At 69.2% G+C, this 19,294-nt stretch carries 17 protein-coding genes and 1 pseudogene; 14 read left to right on the top strand and 4 right to left on the bottom strand.

Annotated features, from left to right (window positions below; translation table 11 throughout):
- From sucA to ACY35P_RS11905, 7 genes and pseudogenes are all read left to right on the top strand, one after another.
- Positions 1-673 (top strand): annotated as a pseudogene (gene sucA, locus ACY35P_RS11935) (2-oxoglutarate dehydrogenase E1 component); the annotation flags it as partial.
- Positions 674-734: 61 nt separating this feature from the next.
- Positions 735-1,973, top strand: coding sequence for a dihydrolipoyllysine-residue succinyltransferase (sucB, locus tag ACY35P_RS11930; protein ID WP_462116056.1), 1,239 nt, complete (start codon positions 735-737; stop codon positions 1,971-1,973).
- A gap of 61 nt (positions 1,974-2,034) precedes the next feature.
- Complete coding sequence (gene lpdA / locus ACY35P_RS11925) at positions 2,035-3,465, top strand: dihydrolipoyl dehydrogenase (RefSeq protein ID WP_462116055.1); 1,431 nt, start codon at positions 2,035-2,037, stop codon at positions 3,463-3,465.
- A 72-nt stretch (positions 3,466-3,537) separates the two neighbouring features.
- The gene (locus ACY35P_RS11920) at positions 3,538-4,401 is read left to right on the top strand and encodes a class I SAM-dependent methyltransferase (protein ID WP_462116054.1); all 864 of its coding nucleotides are present in this window, start codon (positions 3,538-3,540) and stop codon (positions 4,399-4,401) included.
- Positions 4,402-4,409: 8 nt separating this feature from the next.
- On the top strand, positions 4,410-5,003 hold the full coding sequence (locus ACY35P_RS11915; protein WP_462116058.1) for an LOG family protein: 594 nt from the start codon (positions 4,410-4,412) through the stop codon (positions 5,001-5,003).
- A gap of 20 nt (positions 5,004-5,023) precedes the next feature.
- Complete coding sequence (locus tag ACY35P_RS11910; protein ID WP_462116053.1) at positions 5,024-6,013, top strand: acrylyl-CoA reductase family protein; 990 nt, start codon at positions 5,024-5,026, stop codon at positions 6,011-6,013.
- Between the two features lie 58 nt (positions 6,014-6,071).
- Complete coding sequence (locus ACY35P_RS11905) at positions 6,072-6,437, top strand: response regulator (RefSeq protein WP_462116052.1); 366 nt, start codon at positions 6,072-6,074, stop codon at positions 6,435-6,437.
- A gap of 45 nt (positions 6,438-6,482) precedes the next feature.
- Here the strand turns inward: ACY35P_RS11905 and ACY35P_RS11900 are convergent, their stop codons facing one another.
- Both ACY35P_RS11900 and ACY35P_RS11895 read right to left on the bottom strand, forming a co-directional pair.
- Positions 6,483-7,385 carry a DnaJ C-terminal domain-containing protein gene (locus ACY35P_RS11900; RefSeq protein WP_462116051.1) on the bottom strand — a complete coding sequence of 301 codons (903 nt, stop codon included), beginning with the start codon at positions 7,383-7,385 and terminating at the stop codon, positions 6,483-6,485.
- 109 nt (positions 7,386-7,494) lie between these two features.
- Positions 7,495-7,980 (bottom strand): Hsp20/alpha crystallin family protein, encoded by a 486-nt coding sequence (locus tag ACY35P_RS11895; protein WP_462116050.1) that lies wholly within the window; start codon positions 7,978-7,980, stop codon positions 7,495-7,497.
- A gap of 126 nt (positions 7,981-8,106) precedes the next feature.
- On the opposite strand from ACY35P_RS11895, the gene ACY35P_RS11890 reads away from it, so the two are divergent.
- The 7 genes from ACY35P_RS11890 (at position 8,107) to ACY35P_RS11860 (ending at position 15,476) form a co-directional block, all read left to right on the top strand.
- Positions 8,107-8,592, top strand: a complete 486-nt coding sequence (locus tag ACY35P_RS11890; protein WP_462116049.1) for a peroxiredoxin — start codon at positions 8,107-8,109, stop codon at positions 8,590-8,592.
- A 170-nt stretch (positions 8,593-8,762) separates the two neighbouring features.
- The gene (locus ACY35P_RS11885) at positions 8,763-9,077 is read left to right on the top strand and encodes an STAS domain-containing protein (protein ID WP_462116048.1); all 315 of its coding nucleotides are present in this window, start codon (positions 8,763-8,765) and stop codon (positions 9,075-9,077) included.
- Positions 9,074-11,284: a chemotaxis protein CheA gene (locus tag ACY35P_RS11880; protein WP_462116047.1), complete on the top strand. Its 2,211-nt coding sequence runs from the start codon at positions 9,074-9,076 to the stop codon at positions 11,282-11,284. Before ACY35P_RS11885 ends, ACY35P_RS11880 begins: the two co-directional genes overlap by 4 nt.
- Before the next feature lie 125 nt (positions 11,285-11,409).
- Positions 11,410-13,035: a methyl-accepting chemotaxis protein gene (locus tag ACY35P_RS11875; RefSeq protein WP_462116046.1), complete on the top strand. Its 1,626-nt coding sequence runs from the start codon at positions 11,410-11,412 to the stop codon at positions 13,033-13,035.
- Positions 13,036-13,076: 41 nt separating this feature from the next.
- The gene (locus tag ACY35P_RS11870; RefSeq protein WP_462116057.1) at positions 13,077-13,586 is read left to right on the top strand and encodes a chemotaxis protein CheW; all 510 of its coding nucleotides are present in this window, start codon (positions 13,077-13,079) and stop codon (positions 13,584-13,586) included.
- Complete coding sequence (locus ACY35P_RS11865; protein ID WP_462116045.1) at positions 13,586-14,422, top strand: CheR family methyltransferase; 837 nt, start codon at positions 13,586-13,588, stop codon at positions 14,420-14,422. The genes ACY35P_RS11870 and ACY35P_RS11865 overlap by 1 nt, the downstream gene beginning before the upstream one ends.
- A 1-nt stretch (position 14,423) precedes the next feature.
- The gene (locus ACY35P_RS11860; RefSeq protein WP_462116044.1) at positions 14,424-15,476 is read left to right on the top strand and encodes a protein-glutamate methylesterase/protein-glutamine glutaminase; all 1,053 of its coding nucleotides are present in this window, start codon (positions 14,424-14,426) and stop codon (positions 15,474-15,476) included.
- Between the two features lie 43 nt (positions 15,477-15,519).
- On the opposite strand, the gene gyrA is transcribed toward ACY35P_RS11860, so the two are convergent.
- A complete protein-coding gene (gyrA, locus tag ACY35P_RS11855; protein WP_462116043.1) occupies positions 15,520-18,207 on the bottom strand; it encodes a DNA gyrase subunit A in 2,688 nt (895 codons plus the stop codon).
- 293 nt (positions 18,208-18,500) lie between these two features.
- On the bottom strand, positions 18,501-19,294 hold a 794-nt coding region (mtnA, locus tag ACY35P_RS11850), incomplete at its 5' end, for an S-methyl-5-thioribose-1-phosphate isomerase (protein ID WP_462116042.1).

Genomic DNA, 19,294 nt, shown 5'->3' with positions numbered 1-19,294 from the left:
GTTCCTGCCGCACGGCTACGAAGGCCAGGGCCCCGAGCACAGCTCGGCGCGCCTCGAGCGTTACCTGCAGCTCTGCGCGCTGGACAACATGATCGTCTGCACGCCGACCACGCCGGCGCAGGCGTACCACATGATCCGCCGCCAGATGCTGATGCCGACGCGCAAGCCGCTCGTCGTCATGACGCCGAAGTCGCTGCTGCGCCACAAGCTCGCGGTGTCGTCGCTCGACGACCTCGCCTCGGGCGGCTTCCAGAAGCTCATCCCGGACACGACCAGCACGCCGAAGAAGGCCAAGCGCGTCGTGCTCTGCGGCGGCAAGGTCTATTACGACCTGCTGGAGGACATGCAGAAGCGCGGGGCGGACGACGTGGCCCTCGTGCGCGTCGAGCAGCTCTACCCCTTCCCGCGCACCGAGCTCAAGGCCGCGCTCGCCACGTATTCGGCGAAGGACGTGGTCTGGTGCCAGGAAGAGCCGATGAACCAGGGCGCGTGGTACCAGATCCGCCACCACCTGGTCGCCTGCCTGGGTGCGAAGCAGACGCTGCACTACGCCGGGCGCATGCGCTCGCCCTCGCCCGCTGCCGGCCATTTCGCCGACCACGTCCGCGAGCAGAACCAGCTGATCGCCGACGCGCTCGTCAATCCGCTCAACGGCGAGGTCTGCGAGGAGTAATCCCGCGCAGCCCTGCCCGCTCCCTTTTCGCCGTACCCATTTCCTCGAGGACGTTTTCCCGATGAGCACCGAAATCAAGGTTCCCGTGCTGCCCGAGTCGGTCTCCGACGCCACCATCGCCACCTGGCACAAGAAGCCCGGCGATGCGGTCAAGCGCGACGAGAACCTCGTGGACCTCGAGACCGACAAGGTCGTGCTCGAAGTGCCCTCGCCGGTCGACGGCGTGCTCAAGGAGATCCGCTACGAAACCGGCGCGACGGTCAACAGCGAACAGGTGATCGCGATCGTCGAAGCCGGCGCGACGGCATCCGCCGCGCCGCCGGTGTCGACGCCCGCGCAGGTCGTGGATGCCAAGAACGATGCCGCGACCACGAACGAGGCGCAGCCGGTCATGCCGAAGTCCGCCCCCCAGCAGCCGGCGCCCGGCGCGACGGCCGGGTCGTCCAACGCGCAGCTGCCGCCCGGCGCGCGCTTCGCCGCCGAGACGTCCGGTGTGAACGCCGGCGACGTGGCGGGCACGGGCCGCCGCGGCGCGGTGACGAAGGAAGACATCGTCAACTACGCGAAGTCCGGCGGCGCCGGCCAGGCCGCAGGCGGCGCGCGTCCGGAAGAGCGCGTGCCGATGACGCGCATGCGCGCGCGCATCGCCGAGCGCCTGATGCAGTCGAAGAACTCGATCGCGATGCTCACGTCCTTCAACGAGGTCAACCTCGCGAAGGTCATGGCGATGCGCTCGGAACTGCAGGACGACTTCGTCAAGGCGAACGGGATCAAGCTCGGCTTCATGAGCTTCTTCGCCAAGGCGGCCGCGAACGCGCTGCAGCGCCACCCGATCATCAACGCGTCGGTCGACGGCAATGACGTGATCTACCACGGCTATGCCGACATCTCGATCGCGGTGTCGACCGACAAGGGCCTGGTCACGCCGGTGCTGCGCAACGTCGAGCGCATGTCGTTCGCCGACATCGAGAAGGGTATCGCCGACTACGCCAAGAAGGCGCGCGACGGCAAGCTCGGCCTCGACGACCTGCAGGGCGGCACGTTCACGATCACCAACGGCGGCACGTTCGGCTCGCTGATGTCCACGCCGATCGTCAACCCGCCGCAGAGCGCGATCCTCGGCATGCACGCCATCAAGGAGCGCGCGATCGTCGAGAACGGCCAGGTGGTCGCCGCGCCGATGATGTACATCGCGCTGAGCTACGACCACCGCATCATCGACGGCAAGGACGCGGTGCTGTTCCTCGTCGACATCAAGAACCAGCTCGAGAACCCGCACCGCATGCTGCTGGGCATGTAATGCCCGATCGGCCCCGCCCTGCGCGGGGCCTTTTGCATCACGAACAAGGGAAATTTCTGAGATGAGCGAACAGCAGCAATTCGACGTTGTCGTGATCGGCGGCGGCCCCGCGGGCTACCACGCCGCCATCCGCGCCGCGCAGCTCGGCCTGAAGACCGCGTGCGTCGACGCCGCGCTGGGCAAGGACGGCAAGCCCGCACTCGGCGGCACCTGCCTGCGCGTGGGCTGCATCCCGTCCAAGGCGATGCTCGACTCGTCGCGCCAGTTCTGGAACATGCACCACATCTTCGCCGACCACGGCATCGCGTTCGACAACGCGAAGATGGACGTCGCGACGATGGTGGGCCGCAAGGACAAGATCGTGAAGCAGTTCACGGGCGGCATCGCAGCGCTGTTCAAGGCGAACAAGGTCGCGGCGTTCTACGGCTTCGGCCAGCTGCAGCCCGGCAACGTGGTGAGCGTCAAGCAGCACGACGGCAACACGGTCGAACTCAAGGGCACGAACGTCATCATCGCCGCGGGCTCCGATTCGATCGAGCTGCCCTTCGCGAAGTTCGGCGAGCACATCGTCGACAACGTCGGCGCGCTCGACTTCACCGAAGTGCCCAAGCGCCTCGGCGTGATCGGGGCCGGCGTGATCGGCCTCGAGCTGGGCAGCGTGTGGAACCGCCTCGGCGCCGAAGTGACCATCCTCGAAGGCATGCCGACGTTCCTCTCGGCCGCCGACGGCGAGGCGTCGAAGGTCGCCGCACGCGAGTTCAAGAAGCAGGGCCTCGACATCCGCCTCGGCTGCAAGGTGTCCAACACCGACGTGCAGGCCGACGGCGTGCATGTCGCCTACACGGACGCCTCGGGTGCCGCGCAGGAGATGGTCGTCGACAAGCTGCTGGTCGCGGTCGGCCGCCGCGCCGCCACGCGCGGCCTGCTGGCCGACGGCACGGGCGTGCAGCTCAACGAGCGCGGCCAGATCCAGGTGGACGAGCACTGCCACACCGGTGTCGATGGCGTCTGGGCCGTGGGCGACTGCGTGCGTGGGCCGATGCTCGCGCACAAGGGCTTCGAGGAAGGCATCGCGGTCGCCGAGCTGATCGCCGGCCTGCCCGGCCACGTCAACTTCGACACGATCCCGTGGGTGATCTACACCGAGCCGGAAATCGCCTGGGTCGGCAAGACCGAGGAGCAGCTGAAGGCCGAGGGCGTTCCGTACAAGGCGGGCAGCTTCCCGTTCGCGGCGGTGGGCCGTGCGGTCGCCATGGCCGAGCCGGCGGGCTTCGTGAAGGTGCTCGCGCATGCGGAGACCGACACCGTGCTGGGCATGCACCTGGTGGGCGCCAATGTGTCCGAGCTGGTGCACGAGGGCGTGCTGACGATGGAGTTCAAGGGCTCGGCCGACGACCTCGCGCGCATCTGCCATGCGCATCCGTCGCTCTCGGAAGCCGTGCACGATGCCGCGATGGCCGTGCACAAGCGCGCGATCCACAAGGCGAACTGATCCCTCAGCGGTTCGACCTCGAAGCCGCCGTCATCCTGCGATGATGGCGGCTTCGCCGTTTCCGGAACGAGCATGAACGACCTCGACGCCCAGCCCGTCCGCAACGTCTCCGACACCGCCCTCTGGGTCGCGATCTACCGCGCGATGGAGAGCGAGCGCGGCGACGCGCTGTTCCGCGACCCCTACGCACGCCGCCTGGGCGGCGAGCGCGGCGAAGCGATCGTGCGTGCCATGCCGAAGGGCCGCTCGATGGCCTGGCCCATGATCGTGCGCACGGCCGTGATGGACGAGATCGTCCTGCGCTGCGTTCGCGACGGCGCGCGCACCGTGCTCAACCTCGCCGCAGGCCTCGATGCGCGCCCCTACCGCCTCGACCTGCCCGCCGACCTGCGCTGGATGCACGTCGACCTGCCCGACATGCTCGGCTACTTCCGCGAGCACATGGCGGCGGAGACGCCGCGCTGCCGGCTGGATTTCCACGCGGCCGACCTCCGAGACGCAGAGGTGCGCCGCGCGCTGTTCGAGGATGCGGCCCGCGACGGCCCGGTTCTGGTGATCACCGAAGGCCTGCTGGTCTACCTCGAGCCCGACGACGTCGCCGGGCTCGCCCGCGACCTGCACGACGTCGCGCGCGCGCGCTGGTGGCTGAGCGACCTCGCCTCGCCCCTGCTGCTCGAACGCTTCACCAAGCACCTCGACAAGAACCTCGCGGCGGGCAACGCGCCCTTCCGTTTCGCACCCGCGGAGAGCACCGCGTTCTTCGCCCCGATGGGCTGGCGAGAGCGCGAATTCCGTTCCACGTGGGACGAGTCGATCCGCATCCGCCGTTCGGTTCCGGGCGCGCGGATCTGGGACTGGCTGTCCCGGCTCACACCCCGACGCTACGCCGCCGTCCGCAGGATGTCGGGCATCGTCCTGCTGGAGAACGAAAGCTGATGCGTGACCTGCGCGCCGTGTGCGTCTACTGCGGTTCCAATTCCGGCAACCGGCCGGTGTATGCCGAACGCGCCGCCGAGCTCGGCCGGCGACTCGCGCGCGAGGGCATCGCCGTGGTCTACGGCGGCGGCAACGTCGGGCTGATGGGCGTGGTCGCGGACGCCGCGCTGGACGCCGGCGGCGAGGTGATCGGCGTGATTCCCGAACAGCTCGTCAACTGGGAAGTCGCGCACCGCGGCGTGACGCGCCTCGAAGTCGTCGCCGACATGCACACGCGCAAGGCCCGGATGTTCGAGCTGTCGGACGCGTACGTGGCGCTCCCGGGCGGCTTCGGCACGCTCGACGAGATGTTCGAGATGCTCACCTGGCGCCAGCTGGGCCTCGGCGACCGGCCCTGCGCCTTCCTCGACGTGGACGGCTTCTGGTCGCCGCTGATGTCGATGCTCGATCGCATGGTCGCCGAACGCTTCCTGCATCCCGAGCAGCGCACCGACCTCTGGCACGGCGAGGACATCGACGCCCTGCTCGGCTGGATGCGGGACTACAAGCCGGCGCAGTCGGACAAATGGATGGACGAGAAGCGGCGGCGCGAAAACCGCTGAGCCGCACCAGGACACATGCCATGACGCAAGAACGCTTCCGCGCCTTCCGCATCCACAACGACGACGCCGGCTACCGCAGCGGCATCGAGCAGGTCTCGCTCGACGACCTCGCGCCGGGCGAGGTCGACATCCGCGTCGCCTACTCGTCGGTGAACTACAAGGACGCGCTCGCCGGCACCGGCCGCGGGAAGATCCTGCGACGCTTCCCCCTGGTCGGCGGCATCGACGTCGCGGGGCACGTGGTCGCGAGCCGCGACCCGCGCTTACGGGAAGGCGACGCGGTGCTGGCGACCGGCAGCGGACTGTCGGAGACGCGCGACGGCGGCTATTCCGAATTCGCGCGCCTCGAGGCCGCGTGGACGATCCGGCTGCCGACCGGCCTCGACCTGCGCGATTCGATGATCGTCGGCACGGCGGGCTTCACTGCCGCGCTCGCGCTGCATCGCATGCTCGAGAACGGCCAGCGGCCCGACCACGGCCCGCTTGCCGTCACCGGCGCGACCGGTGGCGTCGGCTCGCTCGCCGTCGACATCTTCTCGCGTGCCGGTTTCGACGTGCATGCGATCAGCGGCAAGGCCGACCAGGCGCCGTACCTGCGGAGCATCGGCGCGGCCGACGTGCTCGGCCGCGACGTGCTGTCGACCACCCGCCCCATGGAGACCGCGCGTTTCGGTGGCGGGCTCGACAACGTCGGCGGCGCGATGCTCGCCAGCCTGCTCGCGCAGACCGCGCCCTACGGCAACGTGGCGACGGCCGGGCTCGCGGCCTCGCACGATCTGCCGACGACCGTGATGCCCTTCATCATCCGCGGCGTGTCGCTGCTGGGCGTGGCCTCGGCCGGCACCGCGCGGGACGTCCGCGAACGCGTCTGGGAACGGCTGGCGTCGGACTGGAAGCCCGCGCACCTGGCCACGGTCTGCACCCGCGAGGTGGACTTGGACGGCCTGCCGTCGGTGTTCGAGGGCATGCTCGCCGGGGGTTCCTTCGGCCGGACCCTCGTGCGACTCTGAGCCTTGCCGGCCCGACGGGACGGCCCGTTAGAATCGCGTCAATTCCCGAGAGCACGCCATGGCCCGCATCCTGATCGTCGACGACTCGCCCTCCCAGCTGATGGGCATCCGCCGCCTCGTCGAGAAGCTCGGCCACGAGGCCCTGAGTGCGGAGGACGGCGCCGCGGGCGTCGAGGCCGCGAAGCGCGAGCTGCCCGACCTGATCCTGATGGACGTGGTGATGCCGAACCTCAACGGCTTCCAGGCCACGCGCGCGATCACGCGCGAGCCGACCACCAAGCACATTCCGATCGTGCTGGTGACGACGAAGGATCAGGATACGGACCGCGTCTGGGGCATGCGCCAGGGCGCGAAGGCGTACATCACCAAACCGTTCAACGACAACGACCTGGCCGAAGTCATCGGCCAGCTGATGCCGGGCTGAGACCGCTGCGCAGGACGCCGTGCGAGTTGCACGGCGATCGAGCGGTCAGGCGGTAGCGCCGCCCGCGAACGCGTCGCGCAGGGCCTCGTAGGCCTGGATCTGGCCGACGGACTGCGGCCGCGGCGCCGTCACTTCGAGCTCCACGATCTGGTCGCCCGCGGGCTCGCCCGGCAGGCCGCGACCGCGCAGCCGCAGCTTGCGTCCGGCTTCCGAGTTGGGCGGGATCTTCAGATCGACCGCACCACCCAGCGTGGGCACGCTGAGCGTTGCACCGAGCGCGGCCTCCCAGGGCGCGACCTGCAGCATGTGCACGATGTTGCGACCGTCGACCTCGAACCGCGGGTGCGCGGCGTATTCGACCTCCAGCAGCAGGTCGCCACCGTTGCTGCCCTGTCCGGCGAGCCGGATGACCTGCCCTTCGCGCACGCCCTTCGGAACCCGCACGTCCAGCGTCCGGCCGCCGACGCCGATCCGCACTGACCGGCCTTCGTAGACCGCCTCCAGCGGCACCGCCAGCTTCGCTCGCGTGTCGGTGCGCGGCATCGGGCCGCGGCCGGCCGCGGGCCCGGGGCCCGGTCGGCCGCCGCCCCGTCGCGCCTGTCCGAACAGGCTCTCGAAGAAGTCGCTGAACCCGCCGCCCGCGCCGCCGCCGGCGAAGATCTCGTCGAAATCCACGCCCCCGAAGTCGCCGAAGTCCTGCGGGCCGGGCTGCACGTCGTCGCCCGGCCGGTAGCCGCGCGAGCGCAACTGGTCGTAGGCCTTGCGCTTCGCCGGGTCGCGCAAGGCCTCGTAGGCCTCGTTCACCGCCTTGAAGCGCTCCTCGGCGTCGGCTTCCTTGCTGACGTCCGGGTGGTACTTGCGGGCCAGCCGCCGGTACGCGGTCTTGATCTCCGCGTCGCCCGCGCTGGGCTCGAGGCCGAGGATCCCGTAGTAGTCCTTGAACTGCATCCGACGCTCCGATCATGAAAACGGCCCGCGGGCGACGCCGGCGGGCCGTCAGTGTAGTTTCGCCCTGCACGCGGCGCCGCGACGCGGAGGGTCGCGGCGCGTCACGCCCTCAGTGGCCGGAAGTGACGTCCCCGCCGCGGGTGGCCCCGACCTGGATTCGTCGCGGCGTCGTCTCGGGACGCTTGGGGATGCTGATTTCCAGTACGCCGTCGCGGCCGTCGGCGGTCACCCGCTCGGGGTCGGCGCTGTCCGGCAGTGCGAAGCGACGGTGGAAACTGCCGTAGCGCCGCTCGACGCGCGAGTAGCGGCCTTCCTGCGTGTCGATGCGGCTCTTGCGCTCGCCCCGGATCGACAGGATCCCCTTGTCCATGAGGACTTCCACGTCCTGCGGGTCGACACCCGGGAGATCGGCCAGGATCAGGAATCGACCCGGTTCCTCCACGATGTCGACGCGCGGCGTCCACTGGCTGGTGACGACCGACGACTCGTCGGCCGACGCCTCCCCGAGGTTGAAGAAGCGCTCGAAGAGCTGCTTGAACTCGTCCTGCGCCTGCGAAGCGCCCGGACGCTGCTGCGGATACTGCATCAGGTTCATTGTCGGTCTCCGGTTCGGAATGCGGCCGTGCCGCTCCGGAGGGCTATCTAGAGCCGGGCCCGCGGGTTTCAAGCCCCCGTACTGCGCGGGCTTTACACTCCGGGACTCCCCGAACAGGACACCAGCATGATCCAGACCGGCGAACGCATCCCCGAAGTCGTCATCCAGAAGATCGGCACCGGCGGCATCGAGAAAACCGACACCCTTTCCGTCTTCGGCACCGGCCGCACCGTCGTCTTCGCCGTGCCCGGCGCGTTCACGCCCACATGCTCGGAACGCCACCTGCCGGGCTACGTCGCGCAGTTCGACGAGTTCCGCCGTCGCGGCATCGACGTCGCCTGCCTCGCGGTGAACGACCCCTTCGTGATGCAGGCGTGGAGCGCGAGCGCGAACGTGCCCGAAGGCATGCTGATGCTCGCGGACGGAAATGCCGAGTTCACGCGCGCTCTTGGCCTCGAACTCGATGCGTCGGCGTACGGCATGGGCATCCGTTCGAAGCGCTTCGCCATGCTGGTGGAGGACGGCGTCGTGCGGGAACTGTTCGTCGAGGCTCCTGGCGAGTTCCGCGTCAGCACCGCCGAAAACATGCTGGACGTCACGCGAGACGCGTGATCCGTCGCAGGACTTGATCCGGATCAAAAAAGCGGCGACCGTCCGTCGCCGAACCTGACCTCGTTCATCGGCACGCCTAAAGGTCGGCGGGCCGCCCGCGTTAAGTGTGTGTAGGCAGATCACACTGTCTTCACACTGGATATGCCGAGACCCGGCAGCGCGAGGTGCACGTGGAAGGAATCGGTGCCGCCCCCTTCGCTATCGAAGGGGAACTGACGATCGGCTCGGCGCGCGAGCGCAAGGCCGAACTTCTCAATGCGCTCGAGGCGGGCTCGCGCGTCGTTGACCTGCGCGGTGTCACCCATATCGACGGCGCGGGGCTGCAGTTGCTCCTGCTGCTGCGGCGCGAAGCCGACCTGCGCGGACTTCGCTTCGACGGCGTACTCCCGAGCCGCGCGGTCCAGCTCGCGCTCGACATGGCGCGGGTGGATCTCTGCCTCTCGCCGGTCCCGCAGGCGCGTCCGGGACTGACGGAAGCCGCATGAACGACATGCGCGCCCGCATGCTCGAGACGTTCCTCGCCGAAGCGCGCGACCTCGCCCGCGACCTGGAGGACGGACTGCGCGCACTGAAGGACGCGGACGACAGCCCGGAACTCGTGGCCCGGCTGTTCCGCGCCGCGCATTCGATCAAGGGCTCCGGGGGAATGTTCGGCCTGGCGCCGCTGGTCTCGTTCACGCACGTCGTCGAAAACCTGCTTGATCGCCTGCGCAAGGGGGCGCTGGAGCCTTCGGAGGTGCTGATTGCCGACCTGCAGGACGCCTGCGACCACATCGCCGACCTGATCGAAGTGCTGGTGGCGCGACAGTCCGAGCCGGACGCCGGCATCCTGGCACGGGATGTCGCATTGCGTGCCGCACTCGAGCGTCACGACGCGAACGTCGACAGCGCGCAGACCGCGGCACCGGTCGCGCCGCGCGCGGCCGACGACGCGTCTGGCGCCACGTCGGCACCGGTGGGGCCGGACTGCTGGCACATCTCGATCCGCTTCGGCGAGGACGTGCATCGCTATGGCATCAATCCGCTGGGCTTCCTGCGCGAACTCGCGGATCTCGGGGAGATCGTCTCGATGACGACCGTCGCCGACGCGATGCCCGCCGCCGACGCGATGGATCCGGAGGCCTGCTACCTCGGCTTCGAGATCGACCTGAACACCGACGCCGGCAAGTCGCGCATCGAGGACATCTTCGATTTCGTCGCGGACTGCAGCCGTCTGCGCATCCTGCCGCCGAACAGCAAGGTCGCCGACTTCGTCGAGCTGATCCGCGAAATGCCCGAGACCGATGCACGGCTCGGCGCCATCCTGGTCGAGGCCGGCACGCTGACCGCGAAGGAACTCGACGCCTGCCTCGGCGCGCAGCGCGACCAGGCCGACGCCGCCGGGCTCGCTCCGGCCCTCGGCGCGATGGTGGTCGAACGCCAGCTGGCCGCGCCCGCGGTCGTGCAGGCGGCGCTCGACAAGCAGGCCACGTCGCGCAGCGCGATGCAGGCACCCGCCGCGATGACCGCGGACTCGGCCTTCGTACGCGTCCGCGCGGAACAGCTCGACGAACTCGTGAACCTCGTCGGTGAACTCGTCATCGCCGGGGCCGGCGCCTCGATGCTCGCCGACCGCAGCGGCGATGCCGCGATGCGCGAGGCGCAATCGCACGTCGCGCGCCTGATGGAGGACATCCGCGACCGCGCGCTGCGCATGCGCATGGTGCCCATCGGCGAGACGTTCTCGCGCTTCCACCGCGTGGTGCGCGACGTCGGTCGCGAGCTCGGCAAGGACATCGAACTCGTCATCGAGGGCGGCGACACCGAGCTCGACAAGTCGGTCGTCGAGAAGCTCGCCGATCCGCTCGTGCACCTGGTCCGCAACGCAGCGGACCACGGCCTCGAGCGGCCGGACGCGCGCATCGCGGCGGGCAAGCCCGGCCGCGGCACGATCCGACTCGCCGCGAGCCACGAGGCCGGACAGGTGGTGATCGAGATCACCGACGACGGCGCCGGCATGAACCGCGAACGCATCCTCGCGAAGGCGCGGGAGCGCGGCCTCGTCGGTGCGAACGCGACCCCGCCGGACCACGAACTCCTGCAGCTGGTGTTCGAAGCCGGCTTCTCCACCGCGGACACCGTGACGAACCTGTCCGGCCGCGGCGTAGGGATGGACGTCGTCCGCCGCAATATCACCGCGCTGCGCGGCACGATCGAGATGCACAGCCCGGCCGGCGCCGGCACGACAGTACGCATTCGCCTGCCGCTGACGCTCGCGATCATCGAAGGGTTCCTGGTCGGCGTGGGCGACGCGACGTACGTGTTGCCACTCGACCGCGTCGTCGAGTGCATCGAGATGCCCGCGGGGGCCCCCGCGCGTCGCGGCTACCTCGAGGTTCGCGGCCATGCGCTGCCGTTGCTTCGACTGCGCGACCAGCTACGTATCGATTCCGTGGCACGGACCCGTCGCGAGAACGTAGTTGTCGTTGAATGCGCCGGACAGCGGGCCGGCATCGTCGTCGATGAACTCCTTGGCGAGCTCCAGACGGTCATCAAGCCCCTAGGACCGCTGTTCGCGGGGCTTCGTGGCGTAAGCGGATCGACGATTCTGGCCAACGGCCAAGTCGCGCTGATCCTCGACATTCCCCAGACCGTCGAGACCGCGGTGTCACTCGAGACGGCCGCGGCCTTGCCACGGGAGCTGGCCACATGACATCGAACCCGCTCCATCTCAATCACCCAAAAACGTTCTGACCCACCGCCAGTCCATCACCTGGTTGCACTTCACTCAACGCGCCTGACCCGAGCCGGCCAGCGCAAGGCAAGAAGGAATTTCCCATGCAATGGTTTCGTGACCTCAAGATCTCCACCAAGCTGTTCGCCTCGTTCGGCTTGCTCATCCTTATCCTCCTTGGCCTCGGGGCCTTCGCCACCGTCCGTCTCGCCGCGGTGAACAACGTCGCCGTCGAGATCCGGGACAGCTGGCTTCCCAGCGTGGCCGCGACGAAGTCGCTCGCCGCGGCCGCCGCGAACAGCCGCATCCAGGACTACAAGTACCTGCTCGCCACGACCGCCGACGAGCGCGACGGGGTGCGGAAGCAGCAGGAGGAATGGGCCCAGACGGTCAACTCGCTGCGGAAGTCCTACGAGCCGCTGATCACTTCGCCCGAGGAGAAGCGGGTGTACGACGACTATGTCGCGCATCTCACCGCCAACGCCGAGATGCGTACGCGCATCAACGCGCTCGCCGACGCCGGCAAGCTGCAGGACGCCAGCGCGCTGCTGCAGGGCGAATCCAAAAAAATGTACGACGAGCGTCGAGCACTGCTCGAGAACCTGGCGGAAATCAACGAAGCCGGTGCCAATGCCGCGGCCAAGCGCGGGGCCGAGGTCTACGCGTCGGCACGCACCGCGATCGTCGGCGCCATCGTGTTGGCGCTGGTCTTCGGCCTGGGCATCGCCGTGCTCATCTCGCGCATGATCTCGCGGCCGATCGTGCAGGCCGCGACGGTGGCGCGCCGGCTGTCCGACGGCGACTTGACCGTCCGCGTGGAGATCGACTCCAAGGACGAGTCGGGCCAAATGCTCACCGCGATGCAGACCATGATCGAGCGGCTGTCCCAGATCATCGGCGAAGTGCGCGGTTCCGCGGACAACCTGTCCAGTGCGTCCGAGCAGGTCGCGGCGACGGCGCAGTCGATCAGCCAGTCGACGAGCGAGCAGGCGTCGAGCGTCGAGGAGACCAGCGCGTCGGTTGAGCAGATGTCGGCGTCGATCGCGCAGAACACCGACAACGCGAAGGTCACCGACGGCATGGCCGGCAAGGCCGCCAAGGAAGCCACCGAGGGCGGCGCGGCGGTGCGCGATACGGTCGACGCGATGAAGCAGATCGCGAAGAAGATCGCGATCATCGACGACATCGCCTACCAGACGAACCTGCTCGCGCTGAACGCGGCGATCGAGGCGGCGCGCGCGGGTGAGCACGGCAAGGGCTTCGCGGTGGTCGCCGCCGAAGTGCGCAAGCTCGCCGAGCGCTCGCAGGTGGCGTCGCAGGAGATCGGCGAACTGTCGGCGTCCAGCGTGGAACTCGCGGAACGCGCCGGCCACCTGCTGGACACGATGGTGCCGTCGATCATGAAGACGTCGGACCTCGTGCAGGAGATCACCGCGGCGTCGCAGGAACAGACCGCCGGCGTCGGCCAGATCAACGGCGCGATGGGCCAGCTCAGCCAGGTGACGCAGCAGAACGCCGCGTCCAGCGAGGAACTCGCGGCCACTGCCGAGGAGATGAGCGCACAGGCCGAGCAGCTGCAGCAGGCGATGAGCTTCTTCACGCTGCAGGCGCATGCCGAAGGCCGTCGCATCGTCCGCCAGGCCACGCTCGCCACGCCGCCGAAGTCCGCGCCGCGCAAGCCCGCGCGCACCGCCGGTCGCGTCGACGAATCCGAATTCGTCGAATTCTGAGGACCGTCCCCATGAGCGTTTCCGAAAAGGCCCAGGAGTTCATGAACGTACTTCCCGGCGACGGCACGGACCTGCAGTACCTGACGTTCGCGCTCGCCGAGGAGATGTTCGCGATCGACATTCGCGGCATCAAGGAGATCATCGAGTACGGCGGGCTCACCACCGTCCCGATGATGCCGGCCTTCATCCGCGGCGTGATCAACCTGCGCGGCGCGGTGGTGCCGGTGATCGACCTGTCGGTGCGCTTCGGTCGCGCGCCGACCGTACTCGGCCGGCGCACGTGCATCGTGATCATCGAAGTCGCGAACGACACCGGCTGGCAGGACGTCGGCGTAGTCGTCGACGCGGTGTCGGAAGTCGTCGAGATCCCGGCCGGGAGCATCGAGCCGCCGCCGAGCTTCGGCGCGCGCATCCGCACCGAGTTCATCAGTGGCATGGGCCTGCTCGACGGTGGCTTCGTCATCCTGCTCGACGTGCAGCGCGTGCTGTCGGTCGAGGAGATGACGGGCCTCGCCGACCTCGCGCAGTCCGACGTCGCGAAGGCGGCCTGATGTCGGCGACGGGCGCGATCGCACGGCCGGCACGCGAGGCGGCCGCGCCCGTCATTTCGGACGCCGAGTTCGCGCGCCTGCGCGACTGGCTGGAGGCCGACACCGGCATCCACCTCAACGCCTCCAAGAAGACGCTGGTGACGAGCCGGCTCGCGCGGCGGCTGCGCGAGACGGGCTCGGCGGGTTTCGCGGGCTATCTCCGTCTCATCGAGACCGACGCTTCGGAGCGGCAGGTCGCGATCGACCTGCTTACCACCAACGAGACGTACTTTTTTCGCGAGGCCGCGCACTTCGACTTCCTTGCGGCGCGGCTGCCGGGCCTTCCGCCGGGCCGCCCGGTGCGCATCTGGAGCGCCGCCTGCTCCAGCGGCGAGGAGGCCTACTCCATCGCGATGCTGCTGGACGCCAAGCTCGGCATGCGCCCGTGGGAAGTCGTCGGCACGGACATTTCGACGCGCATGGTCGAGGCCGCGCGCGCCGCGCACTACCGCCTCGAGCGCGCCCGCGGCATCCCCCAACCGTTCCTCGAGCGCTACTGCCTGAAGGGCACCGGCACCCAGGCCGGCACGCTGCTGGTGAATCGCCGACTGCGCGACCGCGTGCGCTTCGAAACCGCGAATCTCACGGCGTCGCTGCCCGCGGTGGGCGAGTTCGACGTGATCTTCCTGCGCAACGTCATGATCTATTTCGACACGCCGACCAAGCGCGAGCTCGTCGAACGACTGCTGCGCCACCTGCGTCCCGACGGGCACCTGCTGATCGGCCATTCCGAAAGCCTCAGCGACGTGACGCGCGCGGTGCGATCGCTCGCGCCGTCCATCTACGTGCGGGCCTGACATGCCGCCCCGCGCGATCCGGGTGCTGGTCGTCGACGACTCGGCCGTGGCGCGCCGGGTGCTGCAGGCGGTGCTCGATGCCGAGCCGGATATCGAGGTGATGGGCACGGCGAGTGATCCGATCTTCGCGCGGCAGAAGATGGCGGCCGAGTGGCCCGACGTGATCCTGCTCGACATCGAGATGCCGCGGATGGACGGCCTGACCTTCCTCCGCGCCCTGATGGCGGAGCGGCCGACGCCCGTCGTCGTGTGCTCGACGCTCACCGGCAGCGGGTCGCAGACCGCACTGCAGGCACTTGCCGCAGGCGCGGTCGAGATCATCACGAAGCCGACGCTCGGCCTGCGCGACTTCCTCAACGACGCGGCCGACGGGCTGCGCGATGCGGTACGCGCGGCGGCCCGCTCGCGACCGCGCGCTATCGCCTCGCCCGTCCGTGCACGCGTTACGGCCCCGGCGTCGGCCGCCTCGCTCGCCCGCACCACCGACCGCATCGTGGCGATCGGCGCTTCGACCGGCGGCACGCAGGCCATCGAGCGCGTGCTCACCGCCCTGCCCCGGGTAAGCCCGGGCATCGCGATCGTGCAGCACATGCCGGAGCGCTTCACCGCGTCCCTCGCGCAACGGCTCGACGGGCTGTGCGCGATCGAGGTCCGCGAAGCACGCCACGGCGATCGCCTGATCCCGGGACTGGCCCTGATCGCGCCTGGCGGACGGCACATGCGCGTGCGGCGGTCGGGCGCGCAGTACGTCGTGGATGTCGTCGACGGACCGCCCGTGAACCGTCACCGGCCCTCGGTGGACGTGCTGTTCCGCTCCGTTGCGCAGCACGCGGGCCGCAACGCGCTCGGCATCATCATGACCGGCATGGGCGACGACGGCGCACGCGGGCTGCTCGAGATGGCGCAGGCGGGCGCGCTGACGCTGGCGCAGGACGAGGCGACGTGCGTCGTGCATGGCATGCCCCGCGAGGCGGTGCGCCTGGGGGCCGCGTCGCGCCAGATCGCGCTCGGCGACATCGCGCACGAGATCGTCGGGGCGCTCGCGACCGCCTGACTCACAAAGAGGAACGCCGCCCGGGGGCGGCGTTCCTTCGGACTCAGGCGACCTCGTCCGGGTCGCCCGACGCGTCCGGGTCGTGGCCCGCGACGTTCAGCACGTCGCGATCCAGAGTGGGATCCACGCCGTCCACGGGTACGACCGGCCCGCTCAGCATTTCGTCCTCCTCCTCCAGCGAGACGTCGACGCGCTCGATCGCTTGGAGGCACTCGTCCGCGCCGAGGCGGATCAGCGTGACGCCCTGCGTGTTCCGGCTCACCTGCGAGATTTCCGAGGCGCGGGTGCGCACCAGCGTGCCGCGGTCGGAGATCAGCAGCACCTCATGGTGGTCGCTGAGCTGGATCGCGCCGACAAGCTCGCCGTTGCGCTCGTTCGTCTTGAGCGCGATGACGCCCTGCGTGCCACGGCCCTTGCGCGGGTACTCGTCCAGCGGCGTGCGCTTGCCGTAGCCGCGTTCGCTGGCGGTGAGCACGTCGCCATTGCCGTCGACCACGATCAGGCTGACCACCTTCGCGCCGTCGCTACCCTCCTCGCCTTCGGCGAGCCGCATTCCGCGCACGCCCGTCGCCGTGCGGCCCATCGGGCGCACCTCCGATTCCGAGAAGCGCACGCCCTTGCCGTTGCTCGCGAACAGCATGATGTCGCGCGTGCCGTCGGTGAGCTCGGCGTTGACCAGCGCGTCGCCGTCATCGAGCGAGATCGCGATCTTGCCGCGCTGCAGGCGGAACGAGAACTCCGTCAGCGGCGTCTTCTTGACCGTGCCGTTGCGCGTGGCGAAGAAGACGTACTGGCCTTCCGCGTACTCGCGCACGGGCACCACGGCCTGCACCTGCTCGCCGGCTTCCAGCGGGATCCAGTTGATGATCGGCCGACCGCGCGAGGTCGCGCCCGCTTCCGGCAGCTGGTGCACCGGCAGCCAGAACACGCGCCCGGTGCTGGTGAACGTCAGCAGCGTGTCGTGCGTGTTCACCAGCCACAGCTGGTCGATGAAATCCTCGTCCTTCGTCTTCGCGGCGTTCCGGCCGCGGCCGCCGCGCTTCTGCGCGCGATACGCGGCGACCGGCTGGCGCTTCGCGTAGCCCGAATGCGACAGCGTGACCACCACGTCTTCCGGCGCGATGAGGTCGAGGATGTCGAGGTCTTCCTCGCTCGCACGGATCTCCGAGCGGCGCGCGTCGCCGAACTCGGCCTTGAGGTCCAGCAGCTCGGTGCGGATCACTTCGCGCAGGCGGTCGGGGTTGACCAGGATCTCGATCAGCTCGCGGATCGTTTCCAGCAGCGCGCGGTATTCGTCGGTCAGCTTTTCCTGCTCGAGCCCCGTCAGGCGATGCAGGCGCATCTCGAGGATCTGCTGCGCCTGCGTCTCGGTGAGCTGGTAGCGCGGCGTGCCGTTCTCGTCGACCAGGCCGACGCCGTTCGGCAGGTCGTCCGGACGCGAAGCGTCCGCACCGGCGGCAGCGAGCAGCGTGCTGACGAGGCCGGGCTGCCAGGTCCGGGCGAGCATGCGCTCGCGCGCCTCGACCGGATTCGCCGACGTCTTGATCAGGTCGATCATCTCGTCGATGTTGGCGAGCGCGACCGTCAGTCCTTCCAAGATGTGCGCGCGGGCACGGGCCTTGCGCAGGTCGTAGATCGTGCGCCGCGTGACCACTTCGCGGCGGTGGCGGACGAACGCCTCGATGATCTCGCGCAGGTTCAGCAGCCGCGGACGGCCGTCGACCAGGGCCACCATGTTGATGCCGAACACCGACTCCATCTGCGTCTGCTGATAGAGGTTGTTGAGCACCACGTCGGCCGATTCGCCGCGCTTGACCTCGATGTAGATGCGCATGCCGTCCTTGTCGGACTCGTCGCGCAGCTCGCTGATGCCTTCCAGGCGCTTTTCCTTGACCAGCTCGGCGATCTTCTCGATCAGCCGCGCCTTGTTCACCTGGTACGGGATCTCGGTGACGATCACGGCCTCACGGCCGTTGTCCATCGTCTCGATGTCCGCCTTCGCGCGCATGCGCACGCGGCCGCGACCGGTGCGGTAGGCCGCCACGATGCCGGCCGTGCCGTTGATGATGCCCGCGGTCGGGAAGTCGGGGCCCGGAATGAACTCCATCAGGCCGTCGACGTCGATCTCCGGGTTGTCGATGAAGGCCACGGTGGCGTCCACCACTTCGCCGAGGTTGTGCGGCGGGATGTTCGTCGCCATGCCGACCGCGATGCCGGCCGAGCCGTTCACGAGCAGGTTCGGCACCCGCGTCGGCATGACGGTGGGCTCGAGTTCCTTCTCGTCGTAGTTCGGCTGGAAGTTGACGGTTTCCTTGTCGATGTCCGCCATCAGCTCGTGCGCGATGCGCGACATCCGCGCCTCGGTGTAGCGCATGGCCGCCGCGGAGTCGCCGTCGATCGAGCCGAAGTTGCCCTGTCCGTCCACCAGCATGTAGCGCAGCGAGAACGGCTGGGCCATGCGGACCAGCGTGTCGTACACCGCCGTGTCGCCGTGGGGGTGGTACTTGCCGATGACGTCGCCGACGATTCGCGCGGACTTGTAGTACGGCCGGTTGCTGTGCGCGCCGAGCTCGTGCATCGCGTACAGGACGCGACGGTGCACGGGCTTCAGGCCGTCGCGCACGTCCGGGAGCGCACGGCCCACGATCACGCTCATGGCGTAATCGAGGTAGCTGCGGCGCATCTCGTCTTCGAGGTTGACCGGGATGATTTCGCGGGCGAGTTCCGTCATCGGGATTCCGTCTGGGGCGGGGAAACGCAGCGGGAAGCGGCCGCCCGGCAGGTGCTTTCGCACGGGGTTTGGCCGCTCTCCACGAGCGTGTCCTGAAGAGGCGAAATTGTACCACGCACGGCCGCCTGAAGCACGGGATTTCCGGCCTCAAAACAATGACTTACGCGTGGAACACGGCGCGATTCAGACGGGATCTCATGCGATGCGACCCGCAGGGCCGGCGAGGTCCTCGGCCCGCGCGATCGGCCGTCTTCGGGCAGCGCGAGTCGGCTTGCGGAAGGCCCGTCGTCGGGTCAGGAAAACGCCGCGCGCATCGAGTCCGCATCGGGACGCTCGATGACGCCCCGCTCGGTCACGATGACGTCGATCAGCCCGTGCGGCGTCACGTCGAACACCGGGTTCCACGCCTCGATCCGCTCGGCCGCGGTGCGCACCCCGCCCAGCGCGAACAGCTCGGCCGGTTCCCGCTGCTCGATGTGGATCGAATCGCCCGACGGCGTTTCGAGATCGACGGTGGACGATGGTGCCGCGACCATGAACTTGACGCCGTGGTGGCGCGCCGCGATCGCAAGCTGGTAGGTGCCGATCTTGTTCGCGGTGTCGCCGTTGGCGCAGATGCGGTCGGCGCCGACGATGACCCACTGCACCGCACCGGTCTGCATCAGATAGGCCGCGGCGGCATCGGCGATGAGCGTCGGCACGATGCCGTCCTGCTCGAGTTCCCACACGGTCAGGCGCGCACCCTGCAGCCACGGCCGCGTCTCACCCGCGTAGACCTTCTCGATGCGGCCCTGGGCGACGCCTGCGCGGATGACGCCGAGCGCGGTACCGAAGCCCGCCGTGGCGAGCGAGCCGGTGTTGCAGTGCGTGAGCACCCGGCTTCCGGGCGCGATAAGCGCCGCGCCGAGTGCACCCATGCGGCGGTTCGCCGCGAGGTCCTCGGTCGCGATCGTCTCGGCTTCGGTCAGCAGTACCTGTCGCCAGTCGCTGCCGGCACCCAGCAGCGCGCGCGCCCCACCGGGCCGACGCAGGTCGCCGACACCACCGAACGCGACGCGATCCGCGAGGCGCATGCCCTCGCGCAGGC

This window comes from Lysobacter xanthus (assembly GCF_047159895.1).
Note: the sequence above shows the minus strand (reverse complement) of the source record. Positions and strands in the feature narration are given on the sequence as shown.